The following is a 16,783-nucleotide window of genomic DNA, read 5'->3' as shown; positions in this document are numbered from 1 at the left end:
CGACGAGGGGCGGCGCACAGCCGCCGGTTGCCACGGCCGGCATGCGGCCGGGCGCGCTCCGGCGGCCTCGAGCAGCATTCGCCCCGCGGACCATCGGTCCCCTTCCTTAAGAATCAGTGCACCCGTGCCGCACACCATTTTGGAGAGCCCCATGAGCCAGGATGTCCTCTCGTTCACCCCCCTTGAACCCCGCGCCCCCCGATGCGGTTCCGCTCGTGGTCGGGCTCGATCTCGGCGGCACCAAGATGGCCGCGGCCCTGGTGGGCGCCGATGGGGCTCTGCAAGGGCAGGTGGCTTCCTGCCCGACCCCGGCCCACGACGGCCCGGCCGCCATGCTCGACTCCATCAGCGTCCTCGTGCAGGAGGTCGTCGCGGCGGGTGCCCGCCGGGCTCCAGCCAGAGCCGTGCCGATCACGGCGGTCGGCATCGGCACCGCCGGCGTCGTCGACGTCGAGCGCGGAACGATCCTGTCCGCCACCGACGCCATCACCGGTTGGGCCGGAACGAGCGTCGCCGCAGGTGTGCGGGAAAGGCTTGCCGCCGCGGGTCTGGGAGAGCTGCCGGTCCACGTCGAGAACGACGTCGATGCCTACGCCGCCGGAGAGGCGTGGCTCGGCGCCGGCGCCGGGGCCGAGGTCGTCCTCATGGTTGCGGTGGGCACCGGCGTCGGCGGGGCCCTCGTCATCGAGGGGCGAACCCGCAGAGGCGCCCACCACGTCGCCGGCGAGATCGGTCACGTGCCCGTTCCTGGTGCGCAGGGCGAGCCCTGCACCTGCGGCAGGCCGGGACATCTCGAGGGCGTCGCCGCCGGCCCGCAGATCCACCGCCGATATCTGGCCAAGGGGGGAGACCCGGATGTCCCCGACGCCCGCGAGGTGGAGAGGCGCGCAGCCGCGGGAGACCGCATCGCCCAGGGGGTCTACCGCGACTCGGCGGCCTGCCTGGGCAGGGCTCTGGCGGGCCTGGTCACCGTCATCGACCCCGACGTCGTGGTCGTCTCCGGCGGTCTGGCCCGAGCTGGCGACCTGTGGTGGGGGCCCCTGAGACGGACTTTCGCCGCAGAGATCATCGACCCCCTGGCGTCCATCAAGATCATTCCCGCCACCCTGGGGACCACCGCGCCGATCGTCGGCGCGGCCCGCGGGGCCCTCGCCCTGGCCGAGAACTAACGACAACCATCGCCCTAAGGCGACATCAGACAGGACAGACCAATGACCGATCAGTCACCATCGCACTCGTTCACCGACGAGCAGGCCGCTTCCGCGGGCCTCCATCCCGTTCTGGAGCGCCTGCGGGGAGGACTTATCGCCTCCGCCCAGGCCTATCCGGGGGAGCCGATGCGCGACCCCCGCACCATGGACGAAGTGGCCCAGGCCTGCGTGGCAGGCGGCGCCGTCGGCATCCGCGCACAGGGACTGGCGGATCTGGCCCTCATCTGCCAGCACGTCGACGTGCCCGTTATCGGCTTGTGGAAGGAGGGGCACGAAGGAGTCTTCATCACCCCCACCCTCACCCACGCCGTCGCCGTGGCCGCCACTGGGAGCCAGATCGTGGCGCTGGACGGCACTCGGCGACCCCGTCCCGACGGACTGAGCCTCGCCCAGACCGTCGAGGGCCTCCGACAGGCCCGCCCCGAGGTCCTCATCATGGCCGACTGCGGGTCCCTGGACGATGCCAAGGCCGCACAGGACGCAGGGGTCGACGTCCTGGGGACCACCCTGGCGGGCTACACCGGGGAGCGACCCAAGACCGAGGGCCCCGACCTCGAGCTCGTCGACCAGGTCGCCGGTATTGCGGAGATTCCGCTCGTCGTCGAAGGGCGGGTCCACACCCCCGCGCAGGCGGCGGCCGCCATGGAGCATGGTGCCTTCGCCGTCGTCGTCGGTACCGCGATCACTCACCCGACCACTATCACGTCGTGGTTCGCAGGTGCCCTGCCCGGCGCTCTGAGGAAGGGGTGACCGGAAGGGCCCGCAGAACGGCGTCGTTCCGCGGCTTGCTCCGTATGTGACGGATGTGACTGATGGGGTGCGAATGTGCGAATTGTTACTCGCTATCCAGCGCGACACTCCGGTCTGACCTGACAAACCCAAGGTTTTATGCGTAGCGTTGCCAGAAGTGGCACCACACAAGGGTGTCCGTCCACGATCGAGAGGGAAGACATGTCCGTCAACCGCACCGAGCTCATCGCCGCCATCGCCGAGAAGGCCGGCCTGACCAAGACCGACGCCGACGCCTTCCTGGGAGCCTTCCAGGATGTCCTCGTTGAGAACGTCGCCAAGGGTGAGGCCGTGAAGATCACCGGCCTCATGGGTATCGAGCGCGTCGAGCGTGCCGCACGCACCGGCCGTAACCCCCGCACCGGTGAGGAGATCCAGATCCCCGCCGGCTACGGTGTCAAGGTCACCGTCGGCTCCTCGCTGAAGAAGGCTGTCGCCGAGTGATACGTGGGGCCGTGCCCCTGATGTCCTGATTCCGGTCCGTCGCTGCCCAGACGCGCAGTGGCGGACCGGAATCGTTCTAAGTGCTTCTGATGATGCCCTGGTGCTCGATCCTCGCGCAGGATGCCATGGCCGGTATGTCACTGATGATGCTCAGGGGACGGTGCCGCGGGAGGAGGCGGGAATCTCCGATCTCCTCCTGTCGATGGAGGCCTGAACAAGCGGACGTTCTTACAGTGGAAACATGTCTGCTTTCACGTCCGCAGAGAATCAGCCCGACGGCTCTCCCACAGTCGGCGCGCTGGCCGGGGCCCCGCCCAGTCCTGCCTCCGTACCGGCGCTCCAGCTGGTGGAACTGGTCAAGACCTTCGATCGCAAAGTCGCGGTGGATCGGCTGAGCCTCGATATCCCCGTCTCCAGCTTTTACGGCATCGTCGGCCCCAATGGGGCCGGGAAGACAACCAGCCTGTCGATGGCCACCGGCCTGCTGCGTCCCGATGCCGGTCGGGCACTGGTCCACGGCGTCGACGTATGGGCCGAACCGCTACGGGCCAAGGCTCTTCTGGGAGTTCTGCCCGACGGCCTGCGAACCTTCGACCGTCTCAACGGTCTTGAGCTCGTCACCTACTCCGGCCTCCTGCGCGGGCTCGAGCGCGACGTCGTCGTGCCCCGGGCAACCGAGCTGGTCAAGGTTCTGGGGCTGTGGGAGGCCGGCACCACACTGGTGGCCGATTACTCGGCGGGTATGCGAAAGAAGGTTCACCTGGCCTGCGCCATGGTGCACTCGCCCTCCATCCTGGTCCTGGATGAGCCCTTCGAGGCTGTTGACCCGATTTCGGCGCAGACGATTCAGGCGATTCTGCGGGACTACGCCGCTGCCGGAGGAACCGTGGTCATCTCCAGCCACGTCATGGCCACTGTGCAGCGCCTGTGCGACCACGTGGCCATTATCAACGCCGGCCGAGTCGTCGTTGCGGGGACGACGGAGCAGGTCGCCGCCGGGGCCGACCTCGAGCAGCGCTTCACCGAACTGGTGGGGGCCCAGGTGCGAACGGAGGGGCTGTCATGGTTGCGACCCTCATCAAGCTGAAATGGCGTCTGACCCTCAACGCCTTGACCAAGAACGTCTGGGCCATCGTCGGAACCGTGTTGGGAGTCCTGTACGGGCTGGGAGCCCTCGCCATGGTGCTGGCCGGCGCCGTCGGGCTGGGGCTGAGCGCCGATCCCCGTGTGGCTGCGCTGGTGCTCGGCTCCCTCGGGGCGCTGCTGGTGGTCGGCTGGGCGCTGGTGCCGCTGCTCGTCACCGGGGTCGACTCAACCCTGGATCCCCGAGCCATGGCCGCCTGGACCGCTCCGTCCCGAGGGCTGGCCGCCGGGCTGCTGGCCGCAGGAATCCTCGGCATCCCCGGCTGCCTGACGGCAGTCGTCTGTCTCGTCCCGGTTCTCACCTGGCTGGTGGCGGGCCGGTTCTTAGCGGCGCTTCTGGCGCTGCTGTGCGCTCCGGCTGCTCTGGCCACCTGCGTCATCGTCTCCCGCATCGTAGTGACGGCCGCGGGTATCTCCTCCTCCCGTCGCGGACGAGAGACGACGGCGATCATCGCCTTCCTGACCTTCCTGGCGGCCACGCAGCTTCCCAACCTCATTCCCAGGCTCATCGGGGACGACATCGCCGGCTCCCTCGAGCGGCTCCAAGCCGTTGCCCGAGCACTGGGACTGACCCCCTTCGGCTGGGCCTTCACCGCTCCCGGGCTCATGGCCAGCGGTTCGGTGCTGCCTGCTCTGGCTCTGACGGTCGGGTCCTGGATCATTCCCGCGGCCCTGCTTCCCCTGTGGCAACGCGTGGTGGGCAGGGTGATGACCTCTCCGGGGACATCGCAGACTCGCACGCGCGCCTACTCCTCGCACAGCGCAGACGGGCACTGTGATCCGCAGGCCGAAGACCAGATCGACGTCCTCCCCTGGGCCCGTAGACTCGGCTCCCTGATACCGCGGCCCGCAGCCGCCGTGGCGGCCCGTAGTCTGCGCTACTGGCGCACCGATCCCAGGTATCTGGTCCAGTTCCTGGCCGTCCTACTCATGCCGGTGGTCCTCGTCCTGGTTCCCGCTCTCAACTCCAGTCGGCTCGTCTTCACCATCGACGGGCATCGGATGGAGACCGGCTTCGCCATCGGCCACGCCCCGGCCATGCTGCTGTTCATGGCGCCGTCTCTGGCCGTGTTCGTGGGCTGGGCGATCCATGACGACCTGGGTATGGACTCCACCGCGCTGTGGAGTCATATCAGCGCCGGGATCAGTGGAGCGCACGACCGCCTGGGACGGGTTGTCGGAGCGGCTCTGTGGCAGGTCCCCATGCTGCTCGCCGTCGAGGTGCTCATGAGTCTGTGGACCGGCCGCTGGGAGACGCTTCCGGCCGTCACCGGCGCCTGTCTGGCCCTCTACGGTTGTGCGCTGGCGTGGTCCTGCCTCACCAGCGTCCTCGTGCCCTACGAGACGGTGGCTCCCGGAGACAGCCCCATGCGCTCGCGGACTTCGGGAACGGCTTTTCTCGCTGCGATCATCCAGATGGTGGCGATCCTGGTTCTCCTGGCCGTCTGCTCACCCGTCCTGGGGGCGGCGATTTACGGCGTCGTCTGGGACTCGCAGTGGTGGGGGTGGGGCGCGTTCGGCCTGGGGATCGTCTGGTGCGCTCTGACGCTCTGGGGAGGCATTGTCTTCGGGGGGCGGCTGCTGGACCGGCGCGGTCCCCAGGTTCTTGCAGTGATCCACACGTGGTCGGGGCACGCTCAGCCGGTGTGATCATGGCGGTCACACCGTCATAGGCTGATCGATTCTGACAAATCGGGATAGGATTGCTGTAAAGTCGCTCAAGAATGCAGCGGCTCACAGAGGTCAGTAGACTCAGAACATCCAGTCGTTATGTCAGAGAGGACATCACCGTGCAGCTTGTCATTCTGGACTCCGCTCAGGCGCTCGCACTGCGGGCGGCCGACGAGATCGAGGCGCTGCTGACGGACAAACCGGCAGCCGTACTGGGGACCGCCACCGGGTCCTCACCCCTGCCCCTGTACGATGAGCTCGCCGCTCGCTGCGCCGCCGGACGCATCAGCTTCGCCGAGGTCACAGGCTTCATGCTCGACGAGTACGTCGGCCTGCCCGCCGGGCACCCGGAGCGCTACGCCACCTTCATGGAGACCAACCTGCGCTCCCGCGTCGACATGCGTCCCGGTGCCCTGCACGGACCGGACGCGCTGAGTGAGGATCTTGAGGCGGCCTGCCGGGACTACGAGGCGCAGATGGCGGCCGCCGGCTACTGCGACTTGCAGATCCTCGGCATCGGCTCCGACGGGCACATCGGATTCAACGAGCCCGGTGGCGCCCTCGACTCGCGCACGCACGTCGGTGAGCTCCACGAGCAGACCCGCCGAGACAACGCCCGCTTCTTCGACGGCGACGTCGACGCGGTCCCCACCCACTGCATCACCCAGGGGCTGGCCACCATCATGGAGGCCCGCAAGCTCGTCCTCATCGCCACCGGAGAGGGCAAGGCCGAGGCCATTGCCCAGCTCGTGGAGGGCGAGGTGAGCCCCGAGTGGCCGGCCACCGTCATGCAGCGCCACGACGACGCCCTGGTGCTGGTCGACCCCGCGGCCGCCAGCAGGCTCACGTCCAAGCACTGACAGAGTCGTCGAGCATCTCAGGGAGAGCCTCCCCACAGACTCAGAATGGGGTGGGCGACTGCCGTTGTACCCCGTCCGACCTACACTGGGCGGCATGACAGACGTCCTCGCCAGTGCTGATCCAGGATCGCCCGGAGCTCCGACCGACCCGGCCTCCGAGCCCACGCAGGGCGTCGGTACGGCCGTCCTGGAGCGCGAGGAGCTCCAGTCGACCGACGACGGCGATGCGGACCGCTTCGCCCACTACGTCCGCAAGGACAAGATCGCTGCGGCCGCCGTCACCGGGCGTCCCGTCGTCGCCCTGTGCGGCAAGGTGTGGACGCCCGGGCGCGACCCGTCGAAGTACCCGGTGTGTCCCACCTGCAAGTCCATCTACGAGGAGATGCGCAGTGGGGGCGACTCCGACGGTGGCAAGGGCCCCCGTTTCCCCGCTTCCCGTTCGGGCGAGGCGGTCGGTGAACGCCGCCCGCGGCGGCCAGGCGACCCACCCCGCCCCGACGCGAGTCTCGACGTCGGCGGCCCAGAACCTCCCTCCGGCCTACCCGCGTCGCGCCGCCTGGGGAACGGCCGGGTCGCTGCGCGCTTGGCAGGCCGCGGCCCTGGGACAGTACCTGGAGGCGATGCCCCAGGACTTCCTGGCCGTGGCCACGCCCGGAGCGGGAAAGACGACCTTCGCGCTGCGGGTGGCCACCGAGCTGCTCAGCTCCGGTGACGTTCACAAGGTGACGATCGTCTGCCCCACCGAGCACCTCAAGTACCAGTGGGCCGAGGCGGCCGCCCGTGTCGGTATCCACATCGACCCCTCCTACTCCAACTCCCAGGGGGCGCTCGGATCGCGCTTCGACGGCGTCGCCCTGACCTACGCGCAGGTGGCCGCCAACGCCAACCTGCACCGCGCCCGCACCGACCAGGCCCGTACCCTCGTCGTGCTCGACGAGATCCACCACGGCGGGGACGCCCTGAGCTGGGGGGACGCGATCCGCGAGGCCTTCACCCCGGCGCGTCGGCGGCTCGCCCTGACTGGGACGCCCTTCCGCTCCGATACCTCCCCGATTCCATTCGTGCGCTACCAGGAGGACGCCTCCGGTTCGAAGCGCTCCCAGGCCGACTACTCCTACGGCTACTCCGACGCGCTGCGAGACGGCGTCGTGCGCCCGGTGATGTTCATGTCCTACTCGGGCCAGATGCGGTGGCGCACCAAGGCGGGCGATGAGGTCGCGGCCCGTCTGGGCGAGCCCCTCACCAAGGACATGGAGGCTCAGGCCTGGCGCACCGCGCTCGACCCGGCGGGGGAGTGGATCCCCGCGGTCCTGGCCGCCGCCGACCAGCGCCTGACCGAGATGCGTCGCCAGGTACCCGATGCCGGAGCCCTCGTCATCGCCTCCGACCAGGCCAAAGCCCGGGCCTATGCCAAGCAACTGCGCGCCATCACCGGCCAGGCCCCCACCGTGGTCCTCTCCGACGACAACGGCGCCTCCAGCCGTATCGAGGCCTTCTCCGCCTCCACCGACCGCTGGCTGGTGGCCGTGCGCATGGTCTCCGAAGGAGTGGACGTCCCCCGGCTCGCCGTGGGCGTCTACGCCACCTCAACCTCCACCCCGCTGTTCTTCGCCCAGGCTGTCGGGCGCTTCGTGCGCTCGCGGGCCCGCGGCGAGACCGCCTCGGTCTTCCTCCCCTCGGTCACGCCCCTGCTGGCTCTGGCCGGTGAGATGGAGGTGGCCCGCGACCACATCCTGCGCCGTCCCGACTCGGCGGCGCAGGACGATGCCCTGTTCAGCCCCGAGGACAAGCTGCTCGCCGAGGCCAACAAGACTGAGAGCGCCTCGGCCGAGCTGCTGCCCGGCTTCGAGGCCATGGACAGTCAGGCCGAGTTCGACCGTGTCCTCTTCGACGGCGGCGAGTTCGGGACCGGCGCCATGGTCGGCAGCATCGAGGAGCAGGAGTACCTGGGGCTGCCGGGGCTGCTGGAGCCCGAGCAGGTGACCGCTCTGCTGCGCCAGCGCCAGGACAAGCAGATCGCTTCCCAGAAGAAGCAGGATGCCGCTGCGGCTCAGAGACGGAAGAACTCGGGTGTCGACGACGCCAGGCGCCGGGCGGCGGCCCGTAAGGAGCTCTCCCAGCTGGTGGCCGCCTGGGCCCGCCGCTCGAGCCAGCCGCACGGCGTCGTCCACAACGAGCTTCGGCGCGTGTGCGGGGGACCCGAAGTGGCGGCCGCCTCCACCGAGGAGATCGAGAAGCGCATCCAGACTCTGCGGCGCTGGTTCGTCGGCAAGCGCTGACCCACCTGAGGTGGCCAGGTGCGGATGTGGATCCGCCCTGGTGTCCTCTCGGACGGCTCAGCGCCGGGTAGCGCCTCGCCCGTTGAGGTCGACGTGGCGGGTCGACAGCGCCGACTCGCCGTCGCTCAGTCGCCAGGCGTCATAGGGCAGTTCAGCACGGGACGCTCTGTGCCGCTCCGCCGCCGCGTTCAGAGCCTCCTTGCCGCGATGCTCTTCAATGATCCTGCCCTCATCAACCAGGAGCACCTGGAGCGGCCTGGCTCCGGCCTCATCCAGCGCCGCCAGTCCCTGCTCGCGCGAGCTGCTGGAGACCACCAGCTCCTCGGCCGCTGTGCCCCCAGCGGCGAGGACGCGACCGGCCCACTTACGGCCTCCTACAGTGGACTTGCCGCCCGAGGAGAACTTGGCGACCTCCTCCATGGTGCCGTCGGCACCCTCGCGCTCCACCAACTTGTAGACGAGCGCGGCAGTCGGACGCCCCGATCCGGTGACGAGTTTGGTGCCCACGCCGTAGGAGTCCACGGGGGCCGCTCCCAGCGCGGCGATGGCGTGCTCGTCCAAGTCATTGGTCACGGTGATCTTCGTCCTCGTCGCGCCCAGGGAATCGAGCTGAGCGCGCACCTTGAAGGCCTCGGCCACCAGGTCTCCGGAGTCCAACCGCACCGCCCCGAGCTCTCCGCCTGCCGCCCTGGCCGCCTTGACGGCCCGCTCCACGCCGGTGGCGATGTCGTAGGTGTCCACCAGGATCGTGGTGCCCGGGCCGAGACTGGCCACCTGCGCGGCGAAGGCCTCCTCCTCTGTATCGTGCAGAAGGGTGAAAGAGTGCGCCGAGGTTCCTACCGTGGGGATTCCGTAGAGCAGCCCCGCCTCCAGGTTGCTCGTTCCCACGAAGCCGCCGACCACCGAGGCCCGGGCCGCGGCGACGGCCGCCAGTTCGTGGGCGCGGCGGGCGCCGAAATCCACGCAAGGGCGCCCGTGGGCGGCGATCGTCATACGGGATGCGGCTGCGGCGACGGCGCAGTCGTAGTTGTAGATCGACAGGGCCAGGGTCTCCAGGATGCATGCCTCGGCGAAGGTACCCTCGACGGTCAGCAGCGGGGAACCGGCGAAGTAGCACTCGCCCTCGGCGTAGCCTCGGATTGTACCGGTGAAGCGGTAGTTGCGCAGGAAGTCCAGAGTCTCGTCATTGACGACCCCAGTGCGGTGCAGGAAATCGATCTGGTCGGGAGTGAAGGTGAAGGCCTCGATGGCGTCCAGCAACCGACCGGTGCCGGCAACGACTCCGAAACGTCGTGATGCGGGAAGCCTGCGGCCGAAGAGCTCGAAGACGCTGCGTCTCAGGGCAGTGCCGGACTCCAGTGCTCCCTGAAGCATGGTGAGCTCATACATATCGGTCAGCAACGATGTCGAGGCTGCGGAAGCCGCGGACACGTCGACAGGGGCTGTAGAAGCAACAGTGGATTCGGCAGCGGGCGCGTAGTCGTTCACGGGAACAACCTATCGCGGCACGGAGCGGAGGCCACCTGTCGTCGGTCCCCCGTTGGTCAATCATCGGTGGTTTTTGGGAAGGTGACTGGCGGATCACCGACCTCATACTGCCGGGACGCCGTTACCCTGGTGGCATGAGCGCCTCGCTGCCCGTCGCCGAACCGGAGATCCTGGAGGAGTCCCGTGCCCGCGCTCAGCGCCTGTGGTGCACCGTGGTTCATGACGATCCGGTCAACACGATGAGTTATGTGACTTGGGTCTTCCACTCCTACTTCGGCTTCTCCCTGCCCGTGGCTGAGGCTCGCATGATGCAGGTGCACACCACCGGCCGCGCCGTCGTCTCCCGGGGCGCCCGCGAGCGCATGGAGATCGACGTGACCGCGATGCACGGCTATGGTCTGCGCGCCACGATCGAGCCTTTAGGCGACGACGGCGAGGGCTCCGCGAGCGATGCTGCAGGAGGACAGTGATGCGAGCCTTCCGTCGGGTCTCCCAGGGACTGGCCTGCGGCCTCGATGACTGGGAACGAGAGATCCTGGCCCGGTTAGCTCTTGAGGTCAGGGCCCTCCTCCAAGCGGATGACTCCGCTCACGAGAACGCGGACGACTCGGTCGCCGCTTCGCCGTCGTCCCATGCCGATCCGGGGCGCCCGGGGGAGAGCGAGCGGGATCGCGAGGTCCTGGCGGCTCTCGACTTCGACGTTGATCCGCCCGCCAATCACGTTCACGCCGGCCGGCCGACTACAGATCCCGTCGTCGGCGTCCTGCTGCCGGAGGCATCCGAGGATCCCATCACCGCGATGGAGGTGAGCAGTCTGACCCGCGCACGGCTGCGGGGCGACAAGGTCGCCCGCCTGGTGCGGCTGGTTGCCGAGCTGCGGGTGCCATCGGGCCCCGAGGCGACGGTGCTGGTGCCACTGGGACAGGAGGCGGACTGGCTCGGTGCGATCAACGACATCCGCCTTGTGCTGGCTCAGCGTCTGGGAATCGAGTCGGCGCGGGACGCCGGGCACGTCCACGACATCGCCTTCCAGGAGGCCCCTGAGAGCGAGACTTCTCACGAGCAGTGGTACCGCGGTACGGCACTCGTCTACGACATGGTCACCTGGTGGCAGGAATCACTGGTATCCGCGCTGTTCGGGGGCACAGGGCCCGCATAGTCTCGCTGTGTGAATGATGCTCCGATCGGGATGTTCGACTCTGGGGTCGGTGGCCTCACCGTCGCCCGTTCCGTCCTCGACCAGCTGCCCCACGAGCAGGTGCTCTACATCGGGGACACCGCCAACGGCCCCTACGGCCCCCGAGACATCGCCGAGGTCCGCTCCCTGGCCCTGAGCATCATGGACGAGCTCGTGGACCGCGGGGTCAAGCTGCTCGTCATCGCCTGCAACACCGCTTCCGCAGCCGTCCTGCACGATGCTCGCGAGCGCTACACCCTGGGTCGGGGCGTCCCGGTCATCGAGGTGATCCACCCTGCCGCGCGCACGGCTGCCCGGGTGACCCGCAACGGCAGGGTTGGTTTGATCGCCACCCGGGGGACGGTCGACTCGCGCGCCTATGACGATGCGCTTCAAGCCGTCCCCGGCGTCGAGCTCTTCTCCCAGGCCTGCCCGCGTTTCGTCGAGCTCGCCGAGCGGGGCGTGACCACCGGCGCCGAGGTTCTCGACGTCGCCGAGGAGTACCTCGCCCCCATCAAGGCGGCCGGTGTCGACACGCTCATCCTGGGATGCACCCACTACCCTCTGCTGGTGGGGCCGATCTCCTACGTGATGGGGGAGGACGTGCCCTTGGTGACCTCCTCCGATGAGACCGCCAAGGATGTCTACCGGGCACTGGCCCGCAAGAACCTCCTTCGCGGATCAGACGCTCCCGAACCGCGTCATGACTTCCGCTCCACCGGTGACCCGGAGGCCTTCTCGGTGCTGGCCCGGCGCTTCCTCGGGCCCGAGGTCGCCGCCGTCGAGCGCATCGCCTTCGCCTCTTCCGAATCGGGCGTCCGCGTCGTGCCGTCCGACGTTTCCCCCCTTCCCGCCACCCTCCAAGGATCTGCATGAGACTCACGATTATCGGATGCTCCGGCTCCATGTCGGGTCCTCAGTCCCCGGCGTCCTGCTACCTGGTACAGGCCGACGGGGTCGATGCCGACGGCGCGCTGCGCACCTACTCGATCGTGCTGGACCTCGGGCCGGGATCGATGGGGCAGCTGCTGCGGCACCTCGATCCCGCCGAGCTCGACGCCATCGCGATCTCCCACTGCCACGCCGATCACATGGTGGACCTGGTGGGAATGCACGTCTACCGGCGCTGGTTGCCGACCGGGGCGCTGGGGCCGGTTGCCTGCCTGGGGCCCTCAGAGCTGCTGGAGCGTCTTCAGGGTGTTGACGGCGTGCCGCCGACCGAGCGCTACGCCACCGAGTTCGGTTTCGTCACCGCCGTGCCCGGCAGGTCCTACAGCGTGGGGCCCATGGTGATCTCGCCCTTCGAGGCGCTCCATCCGGTGGAGGCCTACGGTTACCGGGTCGAGGGGCCGAGTGAGGAGGATCCCTCACGGCGGGTCGACCTGGCCTTCACCGGCGACACCGACTCGTGCCAGAGCATGAGCGACATGGCCCGGGGTGTGGACCTCCTCCTGGCTGAGGCGGCCTTCGTCGAGGGCCGTGACACGGTGGGCGGAATGCACATGACCGGTCGTCGCGCCGGGGAACTGGCCGCCCAGGCCGGTGCGGGCCACCTGGTCCTCACCCACATCCAGCCTTGGACCGATCCAGCCGTGCCCCTCAAGGAAGCCGCATCCGTCTACTCGGGCCCGTTGGAGGCGGCGACGGCGGACGCCGTCTGGGAGCTGTGAGCTCCGGCGGGCAGGACCGCCCCCCAAAGCAGCGGACGATCTCCTTCACCCCGGCTCTGCCCGACGGGACGGACTGTCCTTGGATCCGGGACCGGCGGACTCGCTGGTGGCTGGTGATTCCTGCGGATTTTGTGGCCGTGGCGCTCGTGGCCCTGTTCAGCGCCGCCTCGACGCACACGATGGGGCAGGTCGTCACCGCGCTGTGGCAGGTGGCTGTGGCGGTGGTCATCGCCTGGGGCGCTACCTGGTTCCTCCGACGTCGTCACCCCGATCATCTGGAGATGGCGCTACCCGAGGGGCTCATCGTCGTGGGACTCGTCTGGGTGACCTGGACCGCGCTGCGCTACCTGACAGCAGCGTTCGACGACGGCGCGGCCGTGGTTTCCTGGGCGGTGATGACAGGGACTTTCCTCCTGGTGTTCCTGGGAGGATGGCGATGGCTCTACGGCTACGTGCGCGCCCACGATTCCCTGATCCCCAAATCGCTGGAACGGCGCCTCGCCGAGCAGGAGCAGGACGGGCGTTAGTCTCTGCCAAGGGTAGCCCCTCGACTCCTTCCGACTCCGGGGCGCTCTCTTTACGGGGTGGCAACCCGGCCGTTCATACCTTGACGCCATGCACCACTCCTCCAAGCAGCGTCGATCACATCGGTGGATCGGCGCTCTGGTTGCCGTCGCCCTCATCATGGGAGGAGTGGGCGGATTCCTCACTTATGCGCACCGGCACGAGGGGCGGGCTCCACGAGGCACCATGCTCATGGGACAGGACGTGTCCGGAATGGACCGGCAGACCCTGATCGCGCTCGTCTCCCAGAGGGCCGCATCAGCCTCACTGACGCTGAACGTCAAAGGAACCTCCACCACCGTTCCGATCTCCCAGATCGCCCGGGTCGACGCCCAGGCGACCGCGGAGGCCGCCGTGTCCGGAGCCGGATCGCCGATGGCCCACCTACGCGGCATCGTCAGGAAGCGGGAGGTGACGGTGCGGTACACGATCGACGAGGAAGCCCGTGCCGCGCTGGTATCCCAGCTGAGCAGCACGCTGCACGATCACGCGGTTGAGCCGACAGTGGCTTGGGATGAAGACGGCGGTGGTTTCACCGCCTCACCCGGAAGATCAGGTGACGGCATCGACCCCGATGACCTGGACTCGGCCCTCGATGCCGCCGTGCGCAAGCTCTCCGATCACACGGCGCCGCTGTCGATCCGCCGGACCGAGCCCACGGTGAGCGCCGAGGAGGCGAGCGAGGTGGCACGATCGGCAACCGCACTGCTGGACGCCGAGCTCTCGGTAACGGTCGACGCCGCCGCGCACACGGCTACCAGGGCTCAGAAGGCCTCTTGGATCGATTTCCCCATCAAGGAGGATCGCATTGTGCCCATGGTCTCGCAGGACAGAGTCAAGGCCTGGGTTTCCTCACTGACCGCGGAGGCGGAGCGCAGTCCGGTCAACGCCATCAACGACGTCGACTCATCCGGGACAGTGCTCCAGCTCGCCCGCCCTGGCAAGGCCGGAAGACGGGCGGGCAATATCGAGGAGGTGACGGCGGCGCTCGCCCAGGGGCTCGGTCAGGGCAGGAGCCTTGGCCAGGAGATCAGTTGGAACGAGGTTCCCCACTCCACCGAGAACCGGGTGGTGCCCAGCGGGCCGGAGCGCTTCGCCTACCAGGCCAAGGAGGGGGAGAAGTGGATCGACGTCAACCTGACCGACTCAACGCTGACCGCCTACGAGGGGCAGAAGGTCGTCTACGGGCCGATCCTCATCAACCACGGTGGCGTTGGGCACGAGACCGTGACCGGCACCTACAAGATCTACCTGCGCCACCGGGCGCAGGACATGGGATGCACTCCCGAATGGCCCTACTGCGAACGAGGCGTTCCCTGGGTGAGCTACTGGCACAAGAGCTACGCCCTCCACGGTGCTCCCTGGGTCAAGGAGTTCGGCATCGGCACGGACGAGTCCTCACACGGATGCATCAACATCCCGGTGGCGGACGCTCAGGCGATCTGGCAGTGGTCCGAGATCGGCACCACTGTGGTGACGCACTACTGACAGGACGTCCGAACTCACCGGCTCAGGATCTCCGCCAGGATCGGGGCAAGGTCGCGGAATGCCTGGCCCCGGTGGGAGATGGCGTGCTTCTCCTCAGGCGCCATTTGGGCGGTGGTGCGGCCCCGACCCGCCGGCCCGTCCTCCTGGACGGGCACGAAGATCGGGTCGTATCCGAAGCCCCCATCGCCCCGGGGGGAACGCGCGAGCCGTCCCTCCATGGAACCCTCGATCGCGGTGACCTGCTCCGATAGCCCGTCGGAGCCGGGCTGGACCAGGACCGCGGCGCACGTGAACCGCGCCGTCCGATGCGGATCGACAACATCGGCGAGCTGATCCAGAAGCAGGCGGAGGTTGGCCGCATCGTCACCGTGCCGCCCGCTCCAGCGGGCCGAGAAGATCCCCGGCGCTCCACCCAGCACATCCACACACAGCCCCGAGTCATCGGCGACCGCCGGCAGTCCGGTGGCCAGGGCAAGTGCCCGGGCCTTGACAAGAGCATTGTCGGTGAAGGACAGCCCGTCCTCCACTGGTTCTGGAACCTTGAGCGAGGCTGCCGAGATGACGGCGCCGGGATCCAGGCCCGGTACGAGCGGTTCAAGGATCTGCCTCAGCTCGGCCAGTTTTCCGGCGTTATGGGTTGCCAGGACGAGCCGGGCCCCGATGGGTACCCCGCCTTCGTCCATAACCGGGAGGGCATCGGCGGAAGAAAATGCGTTCATGGAGCATGCCCCCGTGATCAGTGAGGTTCGGGGGCGTTCGGGTCCGTGGAGAACTCCGAGGAGGACACGGTGAAGGGCTCCCCACTGGGGCCGGCCAGAGCTCGACGCTGGAGCACGGAGAGCTGGGCGTTGCCGGAGGCGGCCAGGTCGAGCAGTGCTCCCAGTTCGGAGCGGTCGAAGGGGGCGTGCTCGGCGGTGCCCTGGACCTCGATGAACCGGCCGTCCCCGGTCTGGACGACGTTCATGTCGGTCTCGGCGCGGACGTCCTCCTCATAGGGCAGGTCGAGGCAGGGCACGCCGTCAACGATCCCCACCGAGATGGCGGACAGGGAGTCGGACAGCACCGGTCTACCGGAGCGGGTCTTGATGAGCCCCCGCTCGGTGCCCCAGGCGACGGCGTCGGCCAGGGCCACATAGGCGCCGGTGATGGCTGCGGTGCGGGTGCCGCCGTCGGCCTGCAGGACATCGCAGTCCAACGCGATCGTGTTCTCGCCCAGTGCGGACACGTCGATGATGCCGCGCAGGCTGCGGCCGATGAGACGGGAGATCTCATGGGTGCGGCCGCCGACCTTGCCGCGCACGGACTCACGGCCCGAGCGCTCAGATCCGGCCCGGGGCAGCATCGCGTACTCGGCGGTCACCCAACCCTCACCACTGCCTTTGCGCCAGCGCGGAACGCCCTCGGTGAAGGATGCGGCGCACAGGACGCGGGTGCGTCCGAATGTCACCAGAACCGATCCCTCAGCGTGGTCCAGCCAGTGGCGGGTCATGGTCACGGGGCGAAGCTCGTCGACGGCGCGGCCGTCCTTGCGGGTCAACGGGGCGGTTGTCATGGGGCCAGGCTACCCGGCCGTGTCTCGGTTCCGGAGCGGCCTCTGCGTCTTGGGGTACCGGCGGCCATGGTGCGAGGCGGCGGTTGGCCGGTAGCGTTCGTTGCACCATCTGTTCCAGCACGGAGCCGAGTTGAAGAACGAGGAGAACACCATGACCTATGTCAACATCACTGCGCTGACCTTCCCCGAGGGCGCCCAGGAGGAGATCGAGAGGCGTTTCGCCGCGCGCAAGCGCGGTGTTGATGCCTCGCAGGGCTTCCAGAGCTTCGAGCTGCTGCGCCCAGTCGTTGGCGAGGGCCGCTACTTCGTGGTGACCAGGTGGCGGACGCGAGAGGACTACGAGTGCTGGCAGGCGGCGCGGCCTACCGGTGGGCACGAGGACGACAAGCGCCGGGGCATGAGCGTGGAGGTCCTCGGCTTCGAGGTCGTCCAGCACGAGCAGTAGAT

General features: G+C 68.5%; 17 protein-coding genes and 1 pseudogene. 15 read left to right on the top strand and 3 right to left on the bottom strand.

The window, feature by feature from the left end; translation table 11 throughout:
• Positions 1-161: 161 nt before the first annotated feature.
• From HMPREF0975_RS08405 to HMPREF0975_RS08375, 8 genes and pseudogenes are all read left to right on the top strand, one after another.
• A complete protein-coding gene (locus HMPREF0975_RS08405; protein ID WP_009233718.1) occupies positions 162-1,169 on the top strand; it encodes an ROK family protein in 1,008 nt (335 codons plus the stop codon).
• 42 nt (positions 1,170-1,211) lie between these two features.
• Positions 1,212-1,961 carry an N-acetylmannosamine-6-phosphate 2-epimerase gene (locus HMPREF0975_RS08400; protein ID WP_009233717.1) on the top strand — a complete coding sequence of 250 codons (750 nt, stop codon included), beginning with the start codon at positions 1,212-1,214 and terminating at the stop codon, positions 1,959-1,961.
• A 201-nt stretch (positions 1,962-2,162) separates the two neighbouring features.
• Positions 2,163-2,444 carry an HU family DNA-binding protein gene (locus HMPREF0975_RS08395; protein WP_003783064.1) on the top strand — a complete coding sequence of 94 codons (282 nt, stop codon included), beginning with the start codon at positions 2,163-2,165 and terminating at the stop codon, positions 2,442-2,444.
• A gap of 241 nt (positions 2,445-2,685) precedes the next feature.
• Positions 2,686-3,531, top strand: coding sequence for an ABC transporter ATP-binding protein (locus HMPREF0975_RS08390; protein WP_009233716.1), 846 nt, complete (start codon positions 2,686-2,688; stop codon positions 3,529-3,531).
• Complete coding sequence (locus HMPREF0975_RS08385) at positions 3,507-5,237, top strand: hypothetical protein (RefSeq protein WP_009233715.1); 1,731 nt, start codon at positions 3,507-3,509, stop codon at positions 5,235-5,237. The genes HMPREF0975_RS08390 and HMPREF0975_RS08385 overlap by 25 nt, the downstream gene beginning before the upstream one ends.
• Positions 5,238-5,377: 140 nt before the next feature.
• Positions 5,378-6,118 carry a glucosamine-6-phosphate deaminase gene (nagB, locus tag HMPREF0975_RS08380; RefSeq protein ID WP_009233714.1) on the top strand — a complete coding sequence of 247 codons (741 nt, stop codon included), beginning with the start codon at positions 5,378-5,380 and terminating at the stop codon, positions 6,116-6,118.
• A 94-nt stretch (positions 6,119-6,212) separates the two neighbouring features.
• Positions 6,213-6,577 (top strand): annotated as a pseudogene (locus HMPREF0975_RS14840) (DUF3039 domain-containing protein).
• Positions 6,574-8,397 carry a DEAD/DEAH box helicase gene (locus tag HMPREF0975_RS08375; protein ID WP_049939640.1) on the top strand — a complete coding sequence of 608 codons (1,824 nt, stop codon included), beginning with the start codon at positions 6,574-6,576 and terminating at the stop codon, positions 8,395-8,397. Before HMPREF0975_RS14840 ends, HMPREF0975_RS08375 begins: the two are co-directional and overlap by 4 nt.
• A gap of 57 nt (positions 8,398-8,454) precedes the next feature.
• On the opposite strand, the gene HMPREF0975_RS08370 is transcribed toward HMPREF0975_RS08375, so the two are convergent.
• Complete coding sequence (locus HMPREF0975_RS08370) at positions 8,455-9,885, bottom strand: nicotinate phosphoribosyltransferase (RefSeq protein WP_009233712.1); 1,431 nt, start codon at positions 9,883-9,885, stop codon at positions 8,455-8,457.
• Positions 9,886-10,019: 134 nt separating this feature from the next.
• On the opposite strand from HMPREF0975_RS08370, the gene clpS reads away from it, so the two are divergent.
• The 6 genes from clpS (at position 10,020) to HMPREF0975_RS08340 (ending at position 14,784) form a co-directional block, all read left to right on the top strand.
• On the top strand, positions 10,020-10,355 hold the full coding sequence (gene clpS / locus HMPREF0975_RS08365; RefSeq protein ID WP_009233711.1) for an ATP-dependent Clp protease adapter ClpS: 336 nt from the start codon (positions 10,020-10,022) through the stop codon (positions 10,353-10,355).
• Positions 10,355-11,044 carry a DUF2017 family protein gene (locus tag HMPREF0975_RS08360; RefSeq protein ID WP_009233710.1) on the top strand — a complete coding sequence of 230 codons (690 nt, stop codon included), beginning with the start codon at positions 10,355-10,357 and terminating at the stop codon, positions 11,042-11,044. Before clpS ends, HMPREF0975_RS08360 begins: the two co-directional genes overlap by 1 nt.
• Before the next feature lie 30 nt (positions 11,045-11,074).
• A complete protein-coding gene (gene murI, locus HMPREF0975_RS08355) occupies positions 11,075-11,938 on the top strand; it encodes a glutamate racemase (protein ID WP_009233709.1) in 864 nt (287 codons plus the stop codon).
• A complete protein-coding gene (locus HMPREF0975_RS08350; protein ID WP_009233708.1) occupies positions 11,935-12,732 on the top strand; it encodes an MBL fold metallo-hydrolase in 798 nt (265 codons plus the stop codon). The genes murI and HMPREF0975_RS08350 overlap by 4 nt, the downstream gene beginning before the upstream one ends.
• A 113-nt stretch (positions 12,733-12,845) precedes the next feature.
• Positions 12,846-13,259, top strand: coding sequence for a DUF3054 family protein (locus tag HMPREF0975_RS08345; protein WP_156808223.1), 414 nt, complete (start codon positions 12,846-12,848; stop codon positions 13,257-13,259).
• An 88-nt stretch (positions 13,260-13,347) separates the two neighbouring features.
• On the top strand, positions 13,348-14,784 hold the full coding sequence (locus HMPREF0975_RS08340) for a L,D-transpeptidase family protein (protein ID WP_049939638.1): 1,437 nt from the start codon (positions 13,348-13,350) through the stop codon (positions 14,782-14,784).
• A gap of 14 nt (positions 14,785-14,798) precedes the next feature.
• Here the strand turns inward: HMPREF0975_RS08340 and rdgB are convergent, their stop codons facing one another.
• Together rdgB and rph are read right to left on the bottom strand one after the other, a co-directional pair.
• On the bottom strand, positions 14,799-15,503 hold the full coding sequence (rdgB, locus tag HMPREF0975_RS08335; protein ID WP_009233705.1) for an RdgB/HAM1 family non-canonical purine NTP pyrophosphatase: 705 nt from the start codon (positions 15,501-15,503) through the stop codon (positions 14,799-14,801).
• A gap of 17 nt (positions 15,504-15,520) precedes the next feature.
• Positions 15,521-16,336, bottom strand: a complete 816-nt coding sequence (gene rph / locus HMPREF0975_RS08330; RefSeq protein ID WP_009233704.1) for a ribonuclease PH — start codon at positions 16,334-16,336, stop codon at positions 15,521-15,523.
• 151 nt (positions 16,337-16,487) lie between these two features.
• On the opposite strand from rph, the gene HMPREF0975_RS08325 reads away from it, so the two are divergent.
• Positions 16,488-16,781 carry an antibiotic biosynthesis monooxygenase family protein gene (locus HMPREF0975_RS08325; protein ID WP_009233703.1) on the top strand — a complete coding sequence of 98 codons (294 nt, stop codon included), beginning with the start codon at positions 16,488-16,490 and terminating at the stop codon, positions 16,779-16,781.
• The last annotated feature ends 2 nt before the right edge of the window (positions 16,782-16,783 follow it).

The sequence above is a fragment of the Actinomyces sp. oral taxon 849 str. F0330 genome, from assembly GCF_000239715.1.
GTDB lineage: Bacteria > Actinomycetota > Actinomycetes > Actinomycetales > Actinomycetaceae > Actinomyces > Actinomyces johnsonii.
Note: the sequence above shows the minus strand (reverse complement) of the source record. Positions and strands in the feature narration are given on the sequence as shown.

What these genes read in the sequence shown, in the direction of transcription:
- HMPREF0975_RS08405 (WP_009233718.1), top strand. Translation starts at nt 162, where the DNA reads ATGTCCTCTCGTTCACCCCCCTTGAACCCCGCGCCCCCCGATGCGGTT.
- HMPREF0975_RS08400 (WP_009233717.1), top strand. Translation starts at nt 1,212, where the DNA reads ATGACCGATCAGTCACCATCGCACTCGTTCACCGACGAGCAGGCCGCT.
- HMPREF0975_RS08395 (WP_003783064.1), top strand. Translation starts at nt 2,163, where the DNA reads ATGTCCGTCAACCGCACCGAGCTCATCGCCGCCATCGCCGAGAAGGCC.
- HMPREF0975_RS08390 (WP_009233716.1), top strand. Translation starts at nt 2,686, where the DNA reads ATGTCTGCTTTCACGTCCGCAGAGAATCAGCCCGACGGCTCTCCCACA.
- HMPREF0975_RS08385 (WP_009233715.1), top strand. Translation starts at nt 3,507, where the DNA reads ATGGTTGCGACCCTCATCAAGCTGAAATGGCGTCTGACCCTCAACGCC.
- clpS (WP_009233711.1), top strand. Translation starts at nt 10,020, where the DNA reads ATGAGCGCCTCGCTGCCCGTCGCCGAACCGGAGATCCTGGAGGAGTCC.
- HMPREF0975_RS08360 (WP_009233710.1), top strand. Translation starts at nt 10,355, where the DNA reads ATGCGAGCCTTCCGTCGGGTCTCCCAGGGACTGGCCTGCGGCCTCGAT.
- murI (WP_009233709.1), top strand. Translation starts at nt 11,075, where the DNA reads ATGTTCGACTCTGGGGTCGGTGGCCTCACCGTCGCCCGTTCCGTCCTC.
- HMPREF0975_RS08350 (WP_009233708.1), top strand. Translation starts at nt 11,935, where the DNA reads ATGAGACTCACGATTATCGGATGCTCCGGCTCCATGTCGGGTCCTCAG.
- HMPREF0975_RS08340 (WP_049939638.1), top strand. Translation starts at nt 13,348, where the DNA reads ATGCACCACTCCTCCAAGCAGCGTCGATCACATCGGTGGATCGGCGCT.
- rdgB (WP_009233705.1), bottom strand. Translation starts at nt 15,503, where the DNA reads ATGAACGCATTTTCTTCCGCCGATGCCCTCCCGGTTATGGACGAAGGC.
- rph (WP_009233704.1), bottom strand. Translation starts at nt 16,336, where the DNA reads ATGACAACCGCCCCGTTGACCCGCAAGGACGGCCGCGCCGTCGACGAG.
- HMPREF0975_RS08325 (WP_009233703.1), top strand. Translation starts at nt 16,488, where the DNA reads ATGACCTATGTCAACATCACTGCGCTGACCTTCCCCGAGGGCGCCCAG.